Origin of the sequence: Acinetobacter sp. 251-1 (genome assembly GCF_030329305.1) — a bacterium.
In the GTDB taxonomy this organism is placed as follows: Bacteria; Pseudomonadota; Gammaproteobacteria; order Pseudomonadales; family Moraxellaceae; genus Acinetobacter; species Acinetobacter piscicola_A.
The window spans coordinates 23,787-43,728 of sequence record NZ_JACANS010000013.1; the positions used below are offsets into that span (position 1 = coordinate 23,787).

20 protein-coding genes are annotated in these 19,942 nt (G+C 37.5%); 14 read left to right on the top strand and 6 right to left on the bottom strand.

Annotated elements, in window-relative coordinates:
* Window positions 1-46: 46 nt before the first annotated feature.
* The gene (locus HX129_RS11895; protein ID WP_174492843.1) at window positions 47-667 is read right to left on the bottom strand and encodes a TetR/AcrR family transcriptional regulator; all 621 of its coding nucleotides are present in this window, start codon (window positions 665-667) and stop codon (window positions 47-49) included.
* Window positions 668-1,135: 468 nt separating this feature from the next.
* Here HX129_RS11895 and HX129_RS11900 point away from each other — a divergent pair, with 468 nt between their 5' ends.
* From HX129_RS11900 to HX129_RS11915, 4 genes are all read left to right on the top strand, one after another.
* The gene (locus HX129_RS11900; RefSeq protein ID WP_286433240.1) at window positions 1,136-2,917 is read left to right on the top strand and encodes an acyl-CoA dehydrogenase C-terminal domain-containing protein; all 1,782 of its coding nucleotides are present in this window, start codon (window positions 1,136-1,138) and stop codon (window positions 2,915-2,917) included.
* A gap of 291 nt (window positions 2,918-3,208) precedes the next feature.
* Window positions 3,209-4,384 carry a thiolase family protein gene (locus tag HX129_RS11905; RefSeq protein ID WP_165353061.1) on the top strand — a complete coding sequence of 392 codons (1,176 nt, stop codon included), beginning with the start codon at window positions 3,209-3,211 and terminating at the stop codon, window positions 4,382-4,384.
* A 113-nt stretch (window positions 4,385-4,497) separates the two neighbouring features.
* Window positions 4,498-5,997 (top strand): succinyl-CoA:acetate CoA-transferase ScpC, encoded by a 1,500-nt coding sequence (scpC, locus tag HX129_RS11910; protein WP_130073792.1) that lies wholly within the window; start codon window positions 4,498-4,500, stop codon window positions 5,995-5,997.
* A gap of 162 nt (window positions 5,998-6,159) precedes the next feature.
* Window positions 6,160-6,267 carry a YHYH domain-containing protein gene (locus HX129_RS11915; RefSeq protein ID WP_228257078.1) on the top strand — a complete coding sequence of 36 codons (108 nt, stop codon included), beginning with the start codon at window positions 6,160-6,162 and terminating at the stop codon, window positions 6,265-6,267.
* A gap of 62 nt (window positions 6,268-6,329) precedes the next feature.
* Here HX129_RS11915 and cysS read toward each other — a convergent pair whose 3' ends face one another.
* Together cysS and HX129_RS11925 are read right to left on the bottom strand one after the other, a co-directional pair.
* The gene (gene cysS / locus HX129_RS11920) at window positions 6,330-7,751 is read right to left on the bottom strand and encodes a cysteine--tRNA ligase (protein WP_286433239.1); all 1,422 of its coding nucleotides are present in this window, start codon (window positions 7,749-7,751) and stop codon (window positions 6,330-6,332) included.
* Between the two features lie 410 nt (window positions 7,752-8,161).
* Entirely contained in the window at window positions 8,162-8,653 is a 492-nt protein-coding gene (locus tag HX129_RS11925) for a hypothetical protein (protein WP_180047037.1), read from the bottom strand.
* A gap of 360 nt (window positions 8,654-9,013) precedes the next feature.
* Here HX129_RS11925 and HX129_RS11930 point away from each other — a divergent pair, with 360 nt between their 5' ends.
* The 8 genes from HX129_RS11930 (at window position 9,014) to HX129_RS11965 (ending at window position 14,747) form a co-directional block, all read left to right on the top strand.
* Window positions 9,014-9,991 carry a KpsF/GutQ family sugar-phosphate isomerase gene (locus HX129_RS11930; protein WP_130073788.1) on the top strand — a complete coding sequence of 326 codons (978 nt, stop codon included), beginning with the start codon at window positions 9,014-9,016 and terminating at the stop codon, window positions 9,989-9,991.
* 3 nt (window positions 9,992-9,994) lie between these two features.
* Window positions 9,995-10,534 carry a KdsC family phosphatase gene (locus HX129_RS11935; protein ID WP_130073787.1) on the top strand — a complete coding sequence of 180 codons (540 nt, stop codon included), beginning with the start codon at window positions 9,995-9,997 and terminating at the stop codon, window positions 10,532-10,534.
* Window positions 10,535-10,579: 45 nt separating this feature from the next.
* Entirely contained in the window at window positions 10,580-11,125 is a 546-nt protein-coding gene (gene lptC, locus HX129_RS11940) for an LPS export ABC transporter periplasmic protein LptC (RefSeq protein ID WP_130073786.1), read from the top strand.
* Complete coding sequence (gene lptA / locus HX129_RS11945) at window positions 11,112-11,675, top strand: lipopolysaccharide transport periplasmic protein LptA (protein ID WP_130073785.1); 564 nt, start codon at window positions 11,112-11,114, stop codon at window positions 11,673-11,675. Before lptC ends, lptA begins: the two co-directional genes overlap by 14 nt.
* Window positions 11,675-12,421: an LPS export ABC transporter ATP-binding protein gene (gene lptB / locus HX129_RS11950; RefSeq protein WP_130073784.1), complete on the top strand. Its 747-nt coding sequence runs from the start codon at window positions 11,675-11,677 to the stop codon at window positions 12,419-12,421. Before lptA ends, lptB begins: the two co-directional genes overlap by 1 nt.
* A 147-nt stretch (window positions 12,422-12,568) precedes the next feature.
* Window positions 12,569-13,165, top strand: coding sequence for an IMPACT family protein (locus HX129_RS11955; RefSeq protein ID WP_286433238.1), 597 nt, complete (start codon window positions 12,569-12,571; stop codon window positions 13,163-13,165).
* Window positions 13,158-13,772, top strand: coding sequence for an acyltransferase (locus HX129_RS11960; protein WP_130073782.1), 615 nt, complete (start codon window positions 13,158-13,160; stop codon window positions 13,770-13,772). The genes HX129_RS11955 and HX129_RS11960 overlap by 8 nt, the downstream gene beginning before the upstream one ends.
* A gap of 132 nt (window positions 13,773-13,904) precedes the next feature.
* Window positions 13,905-14,747, top strand: coding sequence for a universal stress protein (locus HX129_RS11965; protein ID WP_130073781.1), 843 nt, complete (start codon window positions 13,905-13,907; stop codon window positions 14,745-14,747).
* A 333-nt stretch (window positions 14,748-15,080) separates the two neighbouring features.
* Here HX129_RS11965 and HX129_RS11970 read toward each other — a convergent pair whose 3' ends face one another.
* The 3 genes from HX129_RS11970 to fdxA form a co-directional block, all read right to left on the bottom strand.
* Window positions 15,081-15,746 carry an O-methyltransferase gene (locus HX129_RS11970; RefSeq protein ID WP_174492837.1) on the bottom strand — a complete coding sequence of 222 codons (666 nt, stop codon included), beginning with the start codon at window positions 15,744-15,746 and terminating at the stop codon, window positions 15,081-15,083.
* A gap of 161 nt (window positions 15,747-15,907) precedes the next feature.
* Window positions 15,908-16,630 (bottom strand): D-Ala-D-Ala carboxypeptidase family metallohydrolase, encoded by a 723-nt coding sequence (locus HX129_RS11975; protein WP_286433237.1) that lies wholly within the window; start codon window positions 16,628-16,630, stop codon window positions 15,908-15,910.
* 134 nt (window positions 16,631-16,764) lie between these two features.
* Complete coding sequence (gene fdxA / locus HX129_RS11980) at window positions 16,765-17,088, bottom strand: ferredoxin FdxA (protein ID WP_130073778.1); 324 nt, start codon at window positions 17,086-17,088, stop codon at window positions 16,765-16,767.
* Window positions 17,089-17,494: 406 nt separating this feature from the next.
* On the opposite strand from fdxA, the gene HX129_RS11985 reads away from it, so the two are divergent.
* Both HX129_RS11985 and HX129_RS11990 read left to right on the top strand, forming a co-directional pair.
* On the top strand, window positions 17,495-18,052 hold the full coding sequence (locus tag HX129_RS11985) for a hypothetical protein (RefSeq protein ID WP_286433236.1): 558 nt from the start codon (window positions 17,495-17,497) through the stop codon (window positions 18,050-18,052).
* A 285-nt stretch (window positions 18,053-18,337) separates the two neighbouring features.
* Entirely contained in the window at window positions 18,338-19,921 is a 1,584-nt protein-coding gene (locus HX129_RS11990; protein WP_130073776.1) for a fatty acyl-CoA synthetase, read from the top strand.
* Window positions 19,922-19,942 lie beyond the last annotated feature (21 nt).

Genomic DNA, 19,942 nt, shown 5'->3' on the forward strand with positions numbered 1-19,942 from the left:
AAACCTCATCATTTTGCATGATTCAGTGATGATGTCTAACTTGAAGTTAATTCGCTTGGAGCTCAGATTCAGTTAATTTGTCGGGTGTCATGAGTGCTTGATTTACATAGAGTTTGATCAGGCGTTCACGAGAACCAATTGACTTTTGGTAATGTGTTGAATTTAAAAGTAAGGATGCACCATACGTCACTGTCCAAATATATGAAAGATAATCTCGGATGGACATGATGCTATTTAATGATTTTAAATGATCTGCAAATAAATCACGAATTTCTAAAATCCGCGCTTCACGAACTTGATATAATTCTTCAAATAAGTCTTTGAGTTTACGCTCATTATTGGTTAGGCGTTCTTCGATGACATGCAATAAGATTGTACGATTTGAATTCAGCATGTTGTAAAGCATATATTGCGATACATAGGTTTTAATATCATGATTGTAGTTTTTAGAAATTTCTAATAAGCGTTTTTCGTTAAGAATAATTAGCTCTAAATACAACTGGTTTTTGCTTTTAAAATGTTTATAGATGGTGCCTTTGGCAATATCTAACTCTGCCGCCAATTCAGCAAGGGTAATATCTTGGTTATTATCGAGTAAAAGGGTTTCTGCCATGGCTAAAATTTTCTCTTTTCTGAGTAGAAAATTTTGTTGGCGAACTGTACTCATTTAAATAGTTCCAAATTATGGATAAAGAACGAAAATGAATTATAACAGGTATTCATTGTCTTGAATAAAACTATAGTCTAGTTTTATTCAATAATTTTCAGTTTTAGAAGTAAAAATCACGTAAATATTCAATATCCTACTTTCTCGAATTATTTGTCAATAAAACTGAACCTATGAGGTCAATATCTTGGAATAAAATTCCATTTTTAATCGATTTCATTTATTGTTTTTGACAATCTAAAACTTGCAAAAGTTTTGAAGACACAAGATGTGTTATGCAATTTAGGATTATCATCACTTCTTGGCTATGATCTTGGTTCAGGCATTTGTAACTGCAAAGCTGTTGATATGATGATTTAAAAGTTGATATTTCAAGTAATTTGAAATATCCCCAGTGATGATTTTCACCGATTTTTATTATGTAAAAAGGCTTCTAATCATAAGGAAGTCTGCAAAAAGGAATGCGACATGCCTATCTATAATGCACCGCTTAAAGACATGGATTTTATTTTAAATGATGTGTTTAAAGCGGAACAATTTTGGCAAAACAATGAAAATTTAGCGCATTTGGACATGGCAACAGCCAATGCGATTTTGGAAGAAATGGCTAAATTTTCGAAGAATGTCATTCTTGATTTAAACCGTTCAGCAGATGAAGATGGCGGTGCACAGTTCAATCAAGGTGTGGTTACAACACCAAAAGGTTTTAAAGAAGCATTTCAACAATTTGCAGATGGTGGTTGGGTTGGCTTAGGTGCAAATGAAGCATGGGGCGGTCAGGGCATGCCTAAAATGCTGACTGTACTTGCAGATGAAATGATTTGGAGTACTAATCCATCATTTATGTTGTATCCACTGTTGACTGTGGGTGCAGGCATGGCAATTGATCAAGCAGCATCTGAAGAACAAAAAGCGACGTATTTACCGAAGTTTTATACAGGTGAATGGTCAGGTACCATGTGTCTGACTGAGCCGCATTCAGGCACAGACCTCGGGATTATCAAAACCAAAGCTGAACCGAATGAAGATGGTTCTTATAACATCACGGGCACTAAAATCTTTATTACCAGTGGTGAACATGACTTGTGTGAAAACATTATTCACCTTGTTTTAGCAAAAACACCAAATGCGCCTGCGGGTTCTCGCGGTATTTCGCTCTTTATTGTGCCGAAATTTTTAGTGAACCAAGATGGTTCCTTGGGTGAGCGTAATACTTTAGGTGCAGGTTCGATTGAACATAAAATGGGCATCAAAGGCTCGGCAACCTGTGTGATGAATTTTGATGCTGCTAAAGGCTTTATGGTAGGTAAAGAAAATCAAGGCTTGGCAGCCATGTTTATCATGATGAACTATGAGCGTTTGTCGATGGGGATTCAGGGCATTGGTGCATCTGAATATGCCTATCAAAATGCAGCACAATATGCGACGGATCGTTTACAAGGTCGTGCCGCTACAGGTGTGAAATCTCCTGAAAAACCTGCTGACTCTATTTTAGTACACGGGGATGTACGCCGTATGTTATTGAATGTACGTGCTAATAATGAAGCTTCTCGTGCATTTGCAGTCTATGTAGGGCAGCAATTGGATATTACCAAGTTTTCAACCGATGCCGAAGCTGTGCGTAAAGCCAATGACCGTGTGGCATTGTTAACGCCGATTGCTAAAGCTTATTTAACTGATAAGGCACTCGATTCTGCATTAGAAGCACAAATGTGTTTCGGTGGTCATGGTTATATCCGTGAATGGGGGATGGAACAGTGTATTCGTGACTTACGTATTTCACAGATTTACGAAGGGACGAATGGCGTTCAAGCCATTGATTTGATTGGTCGTAAAACCATTAAGTCAAATGGTGCTTTTATTGCGGAATATATTGCGGAAATTCGTGAGTTTGCAGCTGTAATGGATGATGCTTTAAGCATTAAAGCTGCCACTTTAGATGTGTGTAATCAAGTTGAATCATTGACGCAGTTTATTCTTGGGCAAGCGAAGGCGAATCCTGATTTTTCAAATGCAGTTGCTGTCGATTATTTACATGCTGTTGGCTTGTTGAGCTTCACTTATATGTTTGCTCGTATTGCTCAGGCAGCACAGGCGAAGTCGGAAAGCTTCTATCAGAATAAACTCGTGTTAGCGCAGTATTATGTCGCGAAAGTATTGCCTGATTTGGCTGCGCGTATTCAGCGTGTCCAAGCAGGTGCAGAGTTAGTTATGCAGTTACCTGAAGACTATTTTACAGCGCAGGCGTGATAAGTTTTTAGCTGAGGCATAAGTTTGTAATGAGAGTTCCTTCTCTCGCGCTGTATAAGGCTTAGGGAAAAGGTTAGGATGAGGAGAATTGTACATAAATAAAATTCTCCCTCCTGAGAAACGACGTTTTTCATCCTGAAAGGAGAGGGAACGATTATTACCTGTGTAATACTCTTATCAGTACTTACAATAATTTATTTGAAACATGATTCAAGATTAATCATGGACAGTTTTGAGTGAGTACGCTTGCTCAAAATGCATAACAAAATTGAAAATAGATGGAATAGGTAGATAACAATGATCGTAATTGTAGACGCAGTACGTACCGCAATGGGCGGTTTTCAAGGTGCATTATCGGCATGTAGCGCACCTGATTTAGGTGCAGTAGCCATTAAAGAAGCGGTTGCACGAGCAGGTTTACAACCGACAGATATTGATGAAGTGATTTTTGGTTGTGTGCTTCCTGCAGGTTTAAAACAAGGTCCTGCACGCCAAGCCATGCGTCAGGCAGGTTTACCTGATACAACAGGTGCAACCACTATTAATAAAATCTGTGGTTCAGGCATGAAAGCGGTCATGCAGGCAGCAGATGCAATTAAAGCGGGTTCGGCAAATATCGTGGTTGCAGGAGGCATGGAGTCGATGTCTAATGCCCCTTATTTGTTGGACAAAGCCCGTGCAGGCTATCGTATGGGGCATGGTAAAGTCACAGATCATATGTTCCAAGAAGGTTTGGAAGATGCGGAAACGGGTCTTTCTATGGGTATTCTTGCACAAGAAATGGCAGATAAAAAAGGCTATACGCGTGAACAACAAGATGCTTATGCCATTAGTTCTTTGAATAAAGCTGTTGAAGCAGTTCAGAATGGTTATTTCAAGGCTGAAATCGTGCCTGTTACTGTGTCTTCACGTAAAGGGGATGTGGTTATTGAGCAAGATGAACAGCCTTTAAATGCCAAAGTTGATAAAATCCCAACATTACGTCCTGCATTTAAAAAAGATGGAACAATTACCGCAGCGAATGCCAGTTCAATTTCAGATGGTGCATCGGCTTTGGTAGTCACCTCTGAAGAGCTTGCTGCTGAACGTGGTTTAAAACCATTGGCAAAAGTTGTGGCATATGCAACCAACTCGCAGCATCCATCTGAGTTTACCATTGCACCTGTAGGCGCAATTGAAAAAGTGTTGAAGCAAACAGGTTGGACTGCTGAAGAGGTTGATCTTTGGGAAGTGAATGAAGCGTTTGCGATGGTGGCAATGCTTGCAATCGATGGTTTTAATTTAGACCGTGAAAAAGTCAATATCAATGGTGGTGCATGTGCACTCGGTCATCCATTAGGTTCTTCGGGTTCTCGTATTATTGTCACTTTGATTCATGCTTTAAAACGTACAGGTGGCAAAAAAGGGATTGCATCCTTATGTATTGGTGGCGGTGAAGCAACTGCGATTGCGATTGAGCTTATTTAATCGTTTTTCTATATAGATTTAAAACTCAAGATGAATCAACATCCTTGTGCGCAAGGGTGTTGGATAGTGACATGCAATATTTTTATTTTTTATTTGTATTTTGAGATTTTTCAATGATTAACGGTTTAGAGCGTATTCGCTGTGCAGCATTGCACGAAAAAGTCATGTCTGTAGAAAAGGCGATTTCATTCATTCAAGATGGTGCAGTGGTCGGTTTAAGTGGTTTTGGTGGTGCAGGTGAAGCAAAAACAGTACCACTTGCCTTGGCAGATTATGCACAAAATCATCCTATGAAGATTACTTTGGCAACAGGTGCAAGTTTGGGTAATCGCATTGATGGGCGTTTAAATGATGCTCATGCTTTGGCACGCCGTTATCCTTACCAAGCTGATCCAACTTTACGTAAAGCCATTAATAATGGCGAAGTGATGTATATCGATCAGCATTTGTCAGAACTGGCCGATAATATTCGTCATAAAAACCTACCGAAAATCAATGTCGCTGTGGTTGCTGCAACAGCAATTACTGAAGATGGACAAATTATTCCTACAGGTTCATGCGGTAACTCAGCAAATTTCATTGAAATGGCAGATCATGTAATTATTGAAATTGACAATACCATTAGCCCTGTACTTGAGGGTGTGCATGATGTTTACTTGCCAAAAGCACGTCCACATCGTGATCCGATTCCTTTAACTGCGGCAGGTGAGCGTATTGGCACAGTGGGGATTCATGTTGACCCAAGTAAAATTTCAGCCATTGTGATGAATGATTTGCCTGATACCTCATTTAAAATGGATGAGGCAGATGATGAAACGCTTGCGATTGCGAAACATTTGGTTCATTTTTTTGAAAATGAAGTAGCAGTGGGACGTTTACCTGAAAATTTAGGACCGCTACAGTCGGGTGTTGGTTCCATTGCTAATGCGGTGTTTGCTGGTTTTGAACATTCTAATTTTCATGATCTAGAAATGTATTCGGAAGTTTTACAGGACTGTACTTTTAAATTAATCGATTCAGGGAAAATGAAGTTTGCTTCAGGCTGTTCGATGACCTTGTCGGATGAATGTGCCAAACGTGTCATGAATAATTTTGAGCAATACAAAGATAAAATTGTCCTGCGCCCGCAGGAGCTTTCCAATAATCCTGAAATTATTCGCCGTTTAGGTATTATTGCGATTAATACCGCACTTGAGTTTGATATTTATGGCAATGTCAATTCAACCCATGTCACAGGTACTAAAATGATGAATGGTATTGGGGGGTCAGGTGATTTCACTCGCCATGCGCATTTAGCAATTTTTGTGACGAAATCTATTGCTAAAGGTGGTGCGATTTCCTCAGTTGTGCCGATGGTCAGTCATTGTGATCATGCTGAACATGATATTGATGTTTTAGTTACAGAGCAGGGCTTAGCAGATTTGCGTGGTCTTGCACCACGTGAGCGTGCATTAAAAATTATTGAGAAATGTGCGCATCCAAGTTATCAGGCTGATTTGCTGAGTTATTTTGAACGTGCATGTGCATTAGGTGGTCAAACACCCCATGTATTACGTGAAGCATTATCTTGGCATGCGCAGTTTGAAGAAACAGGCAGTATGAAGTCAGCTTGAAGGTTTTAGTCATTCCTATTTTTTATCCATAAATTAAAAAGCCGCATCATCATCGTGATGCGGCTTTGTAATAATATAGTTTGAATATTTTGAATAAAAATTATACACTATTGTTTTTATATAATTGATTTAAAAGGTATTATTTTGAATAAATTCTTCATTTTGTGTTTAGCTATTTTAACAGTAAGTGCTGCAAATGCTCATTCTGGTGGTACCAACTCACAAGGTTGTCATACCAATAGTAAAACGGGCGATCATCATTGTCATTAAATTAAAAAAGCAGGAAAAAATCCTGCTTTCTTAATAATCTATCAAAAAAGAAAAAATTTTCTTTAATCCGCACGACGCCAAATGGTGCCTTGACGAGTATCTTCCAAAACCACACCTTGATCTAACAATGACTGACGAATGGCGTCGGCTTTGGTAAAGTCTTTGGCTTTTTTTGCATCAACACGTTGTTGAATAAAATCGGCAATTTGCTCTTCAGATAAAGCCAATGCTTCTTGACCAATATCTGACTTTAAGAACTCATCTACATCATGTTGTCCTAAGCCTAAAATATCGCTGAGGTAACGCAAAGTCGAGTAGTACAGTGCAGACTGTTGTGCATTTTCTTCTTTTACGGCACGGTTTAATTCTCTAATCACTTCAAACAACACGGCAAGTGCTTCTGAAGTATTAAAGTCATCACGCATAGCCGTATTAAAGCGTTCAACCAAATTTGTTTCTAAAGTTTTAACAACAGTATTGCCATACACTTGTTCATAGGCTTTAAAAGCATGATAGAAACGAGTTAATGCATTTTTCGCTTCTTTGAGTGCAAAATCAGAGAAGTTCACAGGACTACGATAGTGCGAAGATACGATAAAGTAGCGAATCACTTCAGGGTGGAATTTTTCCATCACATCACGAATGGTAAAGAAATTGCCTAAAGACTTTGACATTTTCTCGCCATCAACATTAATGAAACCAACATGCATCCAATAATTGACATATTGTTCGCCTGTAGAGGCTTCCGATTGGGCAATTTCATTTTCATGATGTGGGAAGGTTAAATCTGAACCACCACCGTGAATATCGAAATGATTGCCTAAGCAACAGGTCGACATTGCTGAGCATTCGATGTGCCAACCCGGACGACCATTGCCCCACGGTGAAGCCCATGATGGTTCATTTTCTTTGGCATGTTTCCAAAGGACAAAGTCAAACGGATGTTTTTTCTCGACTTCAACATCGACACGTTCAGAAGCGCCGGCTTGCATATCTTCAAGTTTACGACCCGAAAGACGACCGTATTTGTCAAATTTTTCAACTTCAAAATAGACATCGCCATTATTCGAAGCATACGCCGTGCCATTGTCCACCAAAGAACCAATCATGTTTTGCATTTGGTCGATGTAGTCTGTTGCACGAGGTGCTTCATCAGGTTCAGCACAGCCCAAGCGTGCTGCATCATCATTCATTGCGGTAATAAAACGATCGGTCAAAGCAGTAATGCTTTCGCCATTTTCATTGGCACGTTTAATAATTTTGTCGTCAATGTCGGTAATGTTACGCACATATTTGACTTGCCAACCCTGACTACGCAAAAAACGGATAATGTAGTCAAATGCAACCATCACACGCGCATGTCCAATATGACAGTAATCATAAACTGTCATACCACAGACATACATGTCGATCTGTCCTTCTTTACGGGGTACAAATTCAACTTTTTTACGTTGCTCAGAATTGTAAAGAACAAAAGGTTGCATAGTGCTTCTAAATGCTTCATTAAAATGGTGGTTCATCTTAACCTAAGCATTTTTTTTCATAAAGTTAAAATCAAAAGAAAGATGAGTTTTTGATTAAGTTTTTAGGTAAATGATTTTTAAGGATGAATATTATTGCAACAATAACGAATTTTGTCGCTGAACGAGGCATGGGGAGATTCGAGGTATTGATATTTGTTGCCTAAAACAATAGTGAGAATGAAAAATTAAATTACCAACCCAATTTTACTTCCGCTATGCATCAACCAATGTTAAATGATCAATACTAATCTAAGTTAAAATCTAATTTTAGATATTTTAATATTTATCTCAAATTAAATTCAATTTTTAAGAAAGATAATTGGTGATCTAATAATTTATTTTATTATTATATTTCAATTGTTTGAAATGTATTACAAATCATCTTTATTAAGTTCAGCAACTGTATACATTAAAAATCTTTCAAGATTTTTAAACATGTGATAATTGCCATCAAAGAACACCCATATTCTAGGCTCTTCATACCCAGCAACCCACTCTAGGTATGTTTCATTAGTATCAAATGGATCAAAACCAAAAATAGAAATTTTTGAAAATCCAACTGTTGCTGGCGGCACAAAATCCCAATTTTCTATTCTAAGATTTATATTTTCAACTAAATGCTCAATATTTTGGTGGTTATTAATTTCATCAAGACTTAGCCATGTTTGCAAGAGAAAAGCATCTTCCCATTTACCAACAAAATTAAATCGTTCAACAAGCATTGGGCTTAAGTTCCTTAAACCACCATCTAATGTTTTAATCTTTAGAGTATTATTACCAACTTTATGTAGTATTTGCTCATTCGAAACATCGCTTTCATTTATCATTTTTAAATTTAATAGTAGTTTTTGAATCTTACTCATTAAGCGCCTCCGTAATGTTTTAAGTCATGTACTACATTGCTTTGATTGCTTCAGTTTTGAATATTTTACTGTATAAATCTTTTGTTTTTGCTCATAGTAAACTTCTAATGAGTATGTTTAGTTTACCAAGTTAAAGCCTCCGTTTTTTTCAGCACACATCATATATCATGAACTTGAAAAATCGATAAAACTTATTTCTCTACATAAATTATGCACATTCATTGCTAAGAAAATGAAAATTATACATTTAGAAAATACCTTCGCTGCATAGCTATGATAAAATTGCCAAAATTATTTTTTGCTTGCAGCGAGTGATCCTCTCTGCAAAGATCAGGTAAATCGACTTTGAATCCTACAAACATGCCGAATCAGATTGATTTTCAAAAAGTTGCACTCGAAACCCTAAGCATCGAAGAGCATGCTTTAGAAGTCCTAGCATCTCAAATTGATGAACGCTTTAGCCAAGCCTGTGAAATTATTTTACAGTGTAAAGGGCGTTTAGTGATCACAGGAATGGGTAAGTCAGGTCATATTGGACGCAAAATGGCTGCGACTTTTGCCTCGACAGGAACACCATCCTTCTTTATGCATCCCGGTGAAGCAGGGCATGGCGACTTGGGTATGTTGGTCAAAGGGGATGTGTTGATTGCGATTTCCTACTCAGGAAAAAGCGATGAAATCATGATGTTGATGCCACTCATCAAACATGTAGGTGTGCCTTTAATTACCATTAGTGGTCATGACAAAGGGCCAATGCCACAAAATGCAGATGTGGCTTTGACTTTGGGGGACATTCAAGAAGCCTGTCCACTCGGTCTTGCACCGACTTCAAGTACCACTGCAACTTTAGCTTTAGGTGATGCACTTGCAGTTGCGCTATTAGAAGCGCGTGGTTTTACTTCGGATGATTTTGCTCGATCTCATCCTGCGGGAGCATTGGGTAAACGTTTGTTATTGCATGTCAAACATTTAATGCATACAGGTGAAGAACTGCCAAAAGTATCACCAGATACCCCAATGAACAAAGTATTGTATGAAATTTCCAATAAGCGTTTAGGTTTAACCACCATCGTCGATGAAAAAGATACTTTACTCGGGATTTTTACTGATGGTGATTTACGTCGTTTGATCGATAAACAGCAAGGCTTTGATGTGAATTTGGCGGTGTCAGAAGTGATGATTCAACATCCATCTACCATTTCACAAGAAGCACGTGCAGTTGAAGCTTTAGAAAAGATGAATGAAAAGAAAATTAACCAATTTATTGTGGTTGATGATGCCAATAAAGTTATCGGTGTAATCAGTATGCATGACTTAATCCAAGCAGGAGTAAACTAAACCATGGCTTCTTATGTTTTATTAGAACAAGCGCGCCATATTGAAGCTTTGGTTTTAGATGTAGATGGTATCTTAAGTGATGGTTTTGTAACTTTGACCAATACAGGCGACGAAATCAAATCTTTTGATATTCGTGATGGTTTGGGTATGAAATTGGTACAGCAAGCAGGCATTAAAGTCATCATTATTACGGGGCGTAAAAGCAATATTGTTGAAAAACGTATGTCTGACTTAGGTGTAGACTTAGTTTATCAAGGACGTGAAGACAAAGGTGTTGCTTTACGTCAAGCCTGTGCACAGCTTAATATTGATCCAGAAGATTGTTTATATATGGGCGATGATTGGCCTGATCTTTCAGCTTTTGCCATTGCAGGGATGAAAGTCACTGTACCGAATGGGCATGTGGAAGTGCGCCGCCGTGCAGACCTTGTAACACAAGCGATGGGTGGACGTGGTGCGGTACGAGAAGTGTGTGATATGTTACTGATGTCAAAAGGTGTTTACCAAGAACTCCTTGAAAAATTCATTGCAATCCCACATTAATATGGTGCAGTCCTGTATTTAAATTCAGTATGTTGATGAGTATTTATGGATACTAAAGCGTTGTATGTCACCGCAGTGCTGATCGCAGCAGTGAGTGGTGGTTATTACTATTACAGTGGTAAAGGTCAAAAATTGGATGCAGACTCTGCCCAAAATATGACTTATTCTGCTGAGGGTATTCATGTCGTACAAACCGATGAAAATGGTAATTTACATGTGCGTGCAACGGTTGATCATTTAGAGCAAGATTTGAAAAAAGATACTTCAAAATTGAGCAATTTAAATGCATCGATGTATGAAAATAATCAGGTAAATTCCACTTTTTATGCAAAGCAAGCCCACGGTTATGAAGATAACCAAAAAGTTGTTTTGACAGGTGAAGTCAAAGCGACAAAAATAGGTGAACAAGGACAATTGGTATTTTTAACTGATGAATTAACGGCTTATCCGAAAAAACGTATGTTAGAAACCGAGAAACAAGTGACTGTCACCGCACCTAATGCATCATTTATCAGCCAAGGTTTAAACGCAAATTTAACCACAGGTGAATACGAGTTTTCACATATTCGAGGAAAGTATGTACCTAACTAAATTTTTATCCCAACCACAAACTTTCCTAAAACAATCTTTGTGGCTTGCAGGTTTAATCTGTGTTTCTGCAACTTCATTTGCATTACCATCTGACCGTAATCAGCCGATTTCATTGGTTGCCGACAAAGCAACGTATAATGAGCGTACAGGCGTAACCACATATTCCGGCAATGTCATTATTGAGCAAGGAACAATGAAGTTGCAAGCGGCTTCAATTGTAGCTCAACTCAATAAAGACAAACAAATCAGTACCATTACAGCAAATGGTTCACCTGCAAAATTCCAACAACAAGTGGATACAGCGAAAGGCATTGCACGTGGTGAAGCACAAAAAATTATTTACAATGCAGAAACGGGCTTGATCAATTTGATTGGTAATGCTTATCTTTATCAAGATGGTGCGAGTATTCGTAGTAGTACCTTGAAATACAGCATGAATAAAGGTGATATTGAAGCCAGTGGTAGTACAGGTGCTTCAGGCACCAAAGGTCGTGTACAAATTATCATTCCGCCAAATGCGAGTAAATCTTTCCCAGGGGTGCGTGATTAATGACAGAAGCATTAAACCAACCACAAACCTTATGTATCAAGCACTTGGCGAAAGTGTATAGTAAACGTTGGGTGGTGAAAGATGTTTCATTTAGTATGCAAAGCGGTCAAATCGTTGGGCTGCTTGGACCAAATGGAGCGGGGAAGACCACAAGTTTCTATATGGTGGTCGGTTTGGTGCGTATGGATAAAGGTGAAATTCATTTAGATAATGAAGATATTTCAGACCTTGCTATGCATCAACGTGCGCGAAAAGGGATTGGTTATTTACCACAAGAAGCATCTATTTTCAGGAAATTGACCATTGCTGAAAATATCATGGCAATCTTGGAAACGCGTAAAGATTTAAACAAGCAACAACGTCAACAACGTCTGAAAGAATTATTGGAAGATTTTAAAATCACCCATATTAAAGATTCTTTAGGCATGAGTGTGTCGGGCGGTGAACGTCGTCGTGCTGAAATTGCCCGTGCTTTGGCAGCAGATCCGAAATTTATGTTGCTAGATGAACCGTTTGCAGGTGTCGATCCGATTTCAGTGGGTGATATTAAAGACATTATTCGTCAGCTTAAAGATCGAGGCATTGGTGTCTTGATTACTGATCACAATGTGCGTGAAACCTTAGCCATTTGTGAGCATGCTTATATTGTGAGTGAAGGTGCCGTGATTGCTGAAGGCACACCAGAAGCAGTGTTAGCAAATGAAACTGTGCGTGAAGTTTACCTCGGTGATGATTTTACCGTTTAATGATGATTTTCTCTATGTTGATTAAAGAGAGCATACGCTCTCTTTTTTATTTTTTGTATTAAAATTCTTATACATACAACAGATTGCAGTATTCAAAATAAAATAGGTTATACTGCCTATTGATTGAGGATTTAACATTTTAGATTTATGCCATTTACCCTTGTAACTGAAGTTTTTTTTGAAGAAGACATTAAAAAAAGTCGTTTTCAAGCCATTGCTGCCCCTGTTGAAAATGAGCAAGCAGTAAAAGACTTTTTAGAAAAACATTTAGATGGATCGACAACACATCAATGTTGGGCATGGAAAATTGGACATAATGTACGATTTAATGATGATGGTGAGCCATCTGGAACAGCAGGTCGCCCGATTTTAGCCACCATTGAAGGTAATGAGCTGACCAATACCATTGTGCTTGTTAATCGTTGGTATGGTGGCATTAAACTAGGTACGGGCGGTTTGGTGCGTGCATATGGTGGCTGTGCAGGGCAATGTTTAGTTTTGGCAGAAAAGGTTGAGCTCATTGAAAAAAAAGATGTGCGTTTTCAATGTCTATTTAATGAATGGTCTATTTTTCAATATGAGCTGAATCAACACAATATCGAATTTACTGAACAATACCATGCGGAAGGCGTTGAAATAGCAGCGCGTTTGCAACTACATCAAATCACACTTCTGGCTGATAAAATTCAGCATGTCACGCGTGGGCGAGAAACTTTAAAAGTCATGGATGATGAAAATGACTGAAGAACGTTTATTAAAATATCGAGAACAACATAAGCATCGTTTGAACTATATGCCTTGGTTGTATTATTCCCTTAAGCCTAAAAATCGTGTGTGGGCAGAACAGTGGCAACAAGACTATCAGCAATATTTAATGGACATGGAAACCATTGAAATTGGTAAAAATTGTTTTATTTCACCCTTGGCACATATTTTTGCTGAACCGGGGCGGAATATAAAAATTGGCGATAATACTTTTATTGCAGCAGATTGTACTTTGCATGGTCCACTAGACATTGGTAATGAAGTTGCGATTAATCATCATTGTATTTTAGATGGTGGACGTGTCGGGATCAAACTACATGATCAAGTACGGATCGCAGCATATTGTCATTTATATGCTTTTGATCATGGGATGGATTTAAATAGTCCTATTTATCAACAGGCTGTCACCTCAAAAGGGATTGAAATTGGCAAGGATGTTTGGCTAGGTGCGCATGTTGGCATCAAAGATGGCATTTCGATTGGTGATCATGCTGTCGTGGGAATGAACAGCATGGTGACTAAGAATATTGCAGAAAGAGAAATTGTGGTGGGTAACCCTGCACGTTTTATCCGATACCGTGATTAGGTGAACATTCTGTAAAAATTCCTGCTGTTTTGATGAAATTAATTACATGATCATGCCCAAAGCATAAAAAAGTTATGTTACTTTTATAGATAAGAAAGAGACCTAGGGCTGTCATGCCAAAGAGAGGCGACTATGAAACGTGTGATTGCATGTATTGATTCTTCACCATGTATTAATGCATTGGCAGAGGCTGCGGCATGGATTGCTCAAAAAACTCAACGAGAGTTGGTGCTTTTGCAAGTGCTTGATTATTATCCTGCGAGCTATCACTTGGGTGAAATTAGTGGTGTGATTGGTTTTGAAAGTAATGCGATGTTACTGAAGGAACTTGCTGAATTAGAACAAAAACAAAGTGAATTGGCGCTTGATTATAGTAATAATCTCTTAACGCATATTTCTGAAACGATTCAGCAGCAGTATGGTATTACACCGACAAAAATCCAAGAAAAAGGTGATTTTCTTGAACAGAGTTTCGGGGTTTTACGTTCAGATGATTTTGTCGTCATTGGTCGCGTAGGTGAGCGTTCTGCAGAAAAACATAAAGCTATTGGAGGGAATGTTGAAAACTTTATTCGTGGTGCAAAGTGTACTGTTTTAACGGTAGGTGAAACCTTTAAAGCGCCAACACGCTTTATTTTTGCTTATGAATATTCTGAAACCTGTCAGAAAATGTTAGAACGTGTTGCACAAAGTGATTTACTGCGGCAACTACAATGTCATTTACTCTATGTGGGCGATCATCCTGAAATTTTAAATGAACCTGCAAATCGTTTAAAAGAAGCAGGTTTGGATGTGGTGATCGAGTATCGTTATGGTGATGTGGCGGAAAATATCTTAGATTATCAAAACCAACATCAGATCCAATTGATTGTATTAGGCGCATTTAGCCACAGTAAAATCCATCAATTTTTCTTAGGAAGTGTGACAACCACAATTTTTCGTAATGCCAATGTTCCGCTTTTGGTGGTGAAGTAAATCATGATTAGCTTAGACTTAAAAGATGGCATAATTTCGATGCAGCATGACATTCTTTATCTGACAAGATAACAATGTAGATTAAAGTGCTTGATTTTTTAATGGAACTTAAAAATATTTTAGGTTGAGGTTGAATCGAATAAAAATTAAACTTTTTTAAAAAGTTATTATTTTTTAAGTGTTTATATTTTTATATGTGAGTTATCCACAAGTCTATGAACAACTTTAGTGGATAACTCATTTTAAATTAGATGCAAAATTTCAGTTTTGATCATCCTCTTGTAGAGATGATGTCATGATAAAAATGACCTATTTATTAAGATAAAAAAACGATTACTTTACGATAGCGATCGCAAAACCATCATGTCCTTTGCTTCCTACTGTTTGTAGCGCAGTACAAGATAAAATTTTAGGGTGATTTTGCATGGCACGATACATTTCACGGATGCCTTCAATACTTGGTTTAATATTCTCAGGATCTAATATATCACCTGCACGAATTACATTATCTAATACAATAATCGTACCTGAGTGGGACAGATTTAAGCTGAGTTCTAAATATTCAGGATAACTTTGTTTGTCAGCATCGACAAAAATAAAGTCGAACGCTTCGGTATTTGCAGGCAAGGCTTTTAAAATATCAGCGGCACGTCCTACTTTAAGATCAATTGTTTGTGGCAATTTGGCATTGTCGATATTTTCTTGTGCTAAAGCAGCGTGCGTATCTCGACCTTCAATTGTTAAAATATAGCCATCTTCAGGGAGTGCACGTGCCAACCACATGGTGCTATATGCCGCAAAAGTTCCTAATTCTAAAACACGTTTACATTTGTTCATCTGAATCAACATTTGTAATAGCATGCCTTGATTTGGCGCAACGGCTAAATGATCGGGAAAGCCACGCTCATCGGTATGTTTTAAAGTTTGAGTGAGAATAGGATCTTCTGGAATTAAATGTGATTCGATATAAGTATCGATGTCTGACCACATTTGTTGCATATTGTTTCACCTGAATAAAATTGGCAAGTTTGAATGAGCTGCATTTTAAACTTTTGAGCGTAGAGTGCAATTCTCGTTGACCTTTTTTGTTCTAGATTTTGATTTTAGTTGAGGCAGACATAAAAAAGAGGCCTGTTGACCTCTTCATGATGTTTTTAAATCTAGAAATTACACATTGAACTGTTACGACTGTGGTCTGGTCCCCAAGTACGATAACCTTGAGTATCGATATGGATTTGACCTGATGCGTATAAGCCTAAGCCCATATTAAAATTTTGACCATACTGCGACCAAAATTGGCAGAGTTTAAATTTGGTATTTTCAATATAGGCATAATCTTGTGGTTGTGGGTAAGCAGGACCGACACGAAAATCAATGGCAGAGTTAAATAAATGACGAGAAGACCCAGCCCCACCTGCACATTGGTTTAGCGGTAAATCACGATAAACTGATGTTACCTCAAAGTCAGTTAAGATTTTTGAGGCAACTAAATACTTAAATACACGTAGTGTTGGAATTTGGTTTGCCCAGACTTCACGACTTGGAATCATATATTCGGAACGACCACATTTTTGCCAATCTCGTGCAGTTTTAAATAACTCAAAACTAGGGATGATGTTCCCAACATTATTTTGTTCTAAATAACGTTCATATTCACGTGCACGAGCTTGGTTATCACCTTGCATGAGCCAATAGCGATAAGAAGCAGGCATGACCTTTTGAGCAGCAGTATGTTGAATTTCCACTTTTTCTTGTGGAATATAAATACGTTGACCCTGTGTAGGGGTTCCGATGGTCTGACCTTTTTGAGGGGTGGATGTACATCCGATCATCATCATTGGAACTATGCTGATGGCTAAGAAGCCCTTCAAAATATCTTTCATTCTATATGTGTACTTGTAAATTAACATCCTATTTTATTCTAATTTTTAGGAGAGAATCTGTATAAATTGCAAACAAATGTATGTTTTAAGTTGAGCGTATAAAAAAAGACCAGCTAAGCTGATCTTTTTATGCATTATTTTTCTAAATATTGCAATTTGTCTGGTTTACCGTTCCAGTCTTCACGGTCTTCAGGCTGATCACCAATTTGTGTGATGTTCGGCCATTTTTGTGAGAGGTCTGCATTGAGTTCAATAAACACTTCTTGACCTTCTGGTAATTCATCTTCCGAGAAGATTGCATTTGCAGGGCATTCTGGTTCACATAATGCACAGTCAATACATTCATCGGGGTTAATCACGAGGAAGTTTGGACCTTCATAGAAGCAGTCTACAGGGCATACTTCTACGCAGTCTTGATATTTACACTTAATACAATTTTCAGTGACAACAAAGGTCATGGCGTCAGCTACCTAAAAATATGGTTCTAATTAATAATGGTGTATTTTAGGCAAAAAAGCGGGTAAGTAACAATTGCTTTTATTGATATTTGTTATATAAATGGCTGCTGAATTTACTATCAAACCAATAAGCTGTGCTTTTTTTAACCAAAAACATGAAGTTTGTACCTAAAATGATTTGAATAGCAATTATTCAGAATAGTTTAGCTGAATTTGTTGGAAGTGAGTGAGAAGCTTTATGTCCCCATATATTGTTGTAACAAAAGTGGATTAGGGTAAATTGAGCAATCAGTTTTAAAAATAAAAAATTAAAGTAAGAATGTGATCACATTTTTTTAGGCTTGGATATCGTATATATTCAGATTTTGATTAAGTATAAATAAATCCCAAAAGGTATATTGTTAAAATGAAAAAATATATTTTTATCCTTACATTGTTAAGTTTTTGCCAAACGCATGCTGAGGCGCTTGAACGTACTCAGCAAATGATAACTGATAGCTTTACATGTGTAGCAAATGAAAAAGATAGTGCAAATGTTTTAAACTCTTTAAATCAGCATAGACAAGAAATGACGGATCGTGAAGTAAAAAAACTCGATTTCCCTGAAAAATATGCAGTGCTGAAGCAGCCTATTCAGATTTTAGGCATTAAAACTCAATATTATTCAGTGAATAAGGTCGAGATAGATAAAAATAATAAATTTATGACGTTTAGTTTATATATTCCAAATCAAAATTCTCTTCAGTTGATTGAAACATTAGCAAAAAAATACAAAGCAGTGCCAGATCAAGAATCTCATCAAATGTTTAAAGAACAAGGCTTAAATATTCGTATGTATCATTTAAATGAAACACAAACAGGAAAATACAAACGCCAACTTACAATGAATAATGCATGGTTGCCAGATGAGCAGCATAATCCTTGGCCATTTGTTGAAATCTCATGTGCTTATATCCCTAAATAATAAAATAACCATAAAACCTTTTGAATGTGAATATTTGAAATTTTATTGATTATTCAAACATTTAAATTTAAAAAATATGAACTCAAAAGGTTAGTTTTTATTTAAAAATCATCAATCATTATCTTGATTAAAAATACAACAATGTTAAATTCTAGTGAGAAGCTTAGAAAAGTTTTCTTTTTGTTCAAAAAAATGACATGAGTTAATTCATATTTTCAATTAGTTAAAAGTATAAGTTTTTGTAATCAGCCATATTAAAATTTAAAACTGCAAAGGATTTGCAACATGATTCAAAATGACATTCAACGCGCCCGCCGTATGCATATTGCGGATATCCCAAGACGTAGTGCACAACGTTTTGGCGATAAAATAGCCCTTGTTGATCAAACGCAACAGATAAGCTTTAAAGAGTTTCATCAGCGTGTAGAGCAGATAGCGATGCATTTGCATCAGCAAGGTTTAAGCAAAGGCGATAAGCTCATGATTCTCTCGCATAATTGTTGGCAATTTCCAGCACTTTTATATGCGACAGCGCAACTTGGTGTAATCAGTGTTCCAATTAATTTTATGCTAAATGCCTTAGAAGTGAATTATTTATTGCAGCACTCACAACCTAAAATGGTGGTGGTCGAAGATGATTTATGTGCGGTGATGGAACAAGCTTTGCTTAACATTAATTTTAACTTACCGCAGCAAGTCGTGCTTGATCTCAATCAAGTAAAAGTTGCAGCACAATGGCAAAATTTCCATACATTGTTAAAGCCTACAGCGATTGTATTGCCTGAGGTGGAACTGCATGCCCATGAGCCGATCCGTATGATGTATACCAGTGGCACTGAATCTTTGCCAAAAGGAGTGTTGTTAAATAGTGAAGCGCTCATGGCACAATATACCAGTTGTATGGTGGAAGGGCAGATGAGTTCGAATGATCGTGAAATTCATGCTTTTCCAATGTATCACTGTGCACAATTGGATGCTTTTTTAAATGTTGATTTAATTTTAGGGGCAACGAGTTATATTTTTCGACGTTTTGAGCCAGACGCGGTATTAGAAACCATCGCCAAAGAGAAAATTAGCAAATTATTTTGCCCGCCCACAGCTTGGATTGCCTTACTCAACTCTAAAAAATTTAATCCAAAAGAATTAGGTTCATTAAGTAAAGCGTATTATGGAGCATCGGCTATGCCTAAAGCGGTGATTGAAGAATTACTGCAAAAATTACCCCATATTCGCTTTTGGCAATTTTATGGGCAAACCGAAATGGCACCTGTAGCAACCGTTTTACACCCTGAAGATCATGTTGAATATGCAAACTCAGTGGGCAAACCTGCATTTAATGTAGAAACGCAAATTATGGCTGAAGATGGTAAAATTTTGCCGCAAGGCGAAGTTGGGGAAATTGTGCATCGCAGTGTGCATTTAACGCAAGGCTATGATCAAAATGATGAAAAGAATGCTGAAAGTTTTCAGCATGGTTGGTTCCATAGTGGCGATCTGGGTTATTTGAATGAACACGGTTATCTTTTTGTGGTAGATCGTATTAAAGATATGGTCAAATCAGGCGGTGAAAATGTTTCGACACGTGAGGTGGAAGAAATTATTTACCGTATGGCTGCTGTGAAAGAAGTCGCTGTATTTGGCACGCCACATCCGCGTTGGATTGAAGCTGTTACGGCGGTTGTCATTTTACATCCTGATCAACATTTGGATGAGAAAATGATTATGGAATTTTGTTCACAGCATTTATCTGCATATAAAATGCCAAAAGTAGTGCATTTTGCGGAAGCTTTACCAAAAAATGCCAGTGGTAAGATTTTAAAACGAGTATTAAAACAGCAGTATCAGCAAAGTGAAGTGAAGGTGAGTTAAATGTGACATAACAGACCTATG

Coding starts and splice junctions, on each gene's coding strand:
- lptB (WP_130073784.1), top strand. CDS start 11,675: ATGACAGAAGCATTAAACCAACCACAAACCTTATGTATCAAGCACTTG.
- cysS (WP_286433239.1), bottom strand. CDS start 7,751: ATGCAACCTTTTGTTCTTTACAATTCTGAGCAACGTAAAAAAGTTGAA.
- HX129_RS11925 (WP_180047037.1), bottom strand. CDS start 8,653: ATGAGTAAGATTCAAAAACTACTATTAAATTTAAAAATGATAAATGAA.
- fdxA (WP_130073778.1), bottom strand. CDS start 17,088: ATGACCTTTGTTGTCACTGAAAATTGTATTAAGTGTAAATATCAAGAC.
- HX129_RS11955 (WP_286433238.1), top strand. CDS start 12,569: ATGCCATTTACCCTTGTAACTGAAGTTTTTTTTGAAGAAGACATTAAA.
- HX129_RS11930 (WP_130073788.1), top strand. CDS start 9,014: ATGCCGAATCAGATTGATTTTCAAAAAGTTGCACTCGAAACCCTAAGC.
- lptA (WP_130073785.1), top strand. CDS start 11,112: ATGTACCTAACTAAATTTTTATCCCAACCACAAACTTTCCTAAAACAA.
- HX129_RS11990 (WP_130073776.1), top strand. CDS start 18,338: ATGATTCAAAATGACATTCAACGCGCCCGCCGTATGCATATTGCGGAT.
- HX129_RS11970 (WP_174492837.1), bottom strand. CDS start 15,746: ATGCAACAAATGTGGTCAGACATCGATACTTATATCGAATCACATTTA.
- scpC (WP_130073792.1), top strand. CDS start 4,498: ATGATTAACGGTTTAGAGCGTATTCGCTGTGCAGCATTGCACGAAAAA.
- HX129_RS11985 (WP_286433236.1), top strand. CDS start 17,495: ATGAAAAAATATATTTTTATCCTTACATTGTTAAGTTTTTGCCAAACG.
- lptC (WP_130073786.1), top strand. CDS start 10,580: ATGGATACTAAAGCGTTGTATGTCACCGCAGTGCTGATCGCAGCAGTG.
- HX129_RS11960 (WP_130073782.1), top strand. CDS start 13,158: ATGACTGAAGAACGTTTATTAAAATATCGAGAACAACATAAGCATCGT.
- HX129_RS11935 (WP_130073787.1), top strand. CDS start 9,995: ATGGCTTCTTATGTTTTATTAGAACAAGCGCGCCATATTGAAGCTTTG.
- HX129_RS11900 (WP_286433240.1), top strand. CDS start 1,136: ATGCCTATCTATAATGCACCGCTTAAAGACATGGATTTTATTTTAAAT.
- HX129_RS11895 (WP_174492843.1), bottom strand. CDS start 667: ATGAGTACAGTTCGCCAACAAAATTTTCTACTCAGAAAAGAGAAAATT.
- HX129_RS11975 (WP_286433237.1), bottom strand. CDS start 16,630: ATGAAAGATATTTTGAAGGGCTTCTTAGCCATCAGCATAGTTCCAATG.
- HX129_RS11965 (WP_130073781.1), top strand. CDS start 13,905: ATGAAACGTGTGATTGCATGTATTGATTCTTCACCATGTATTAATGCA.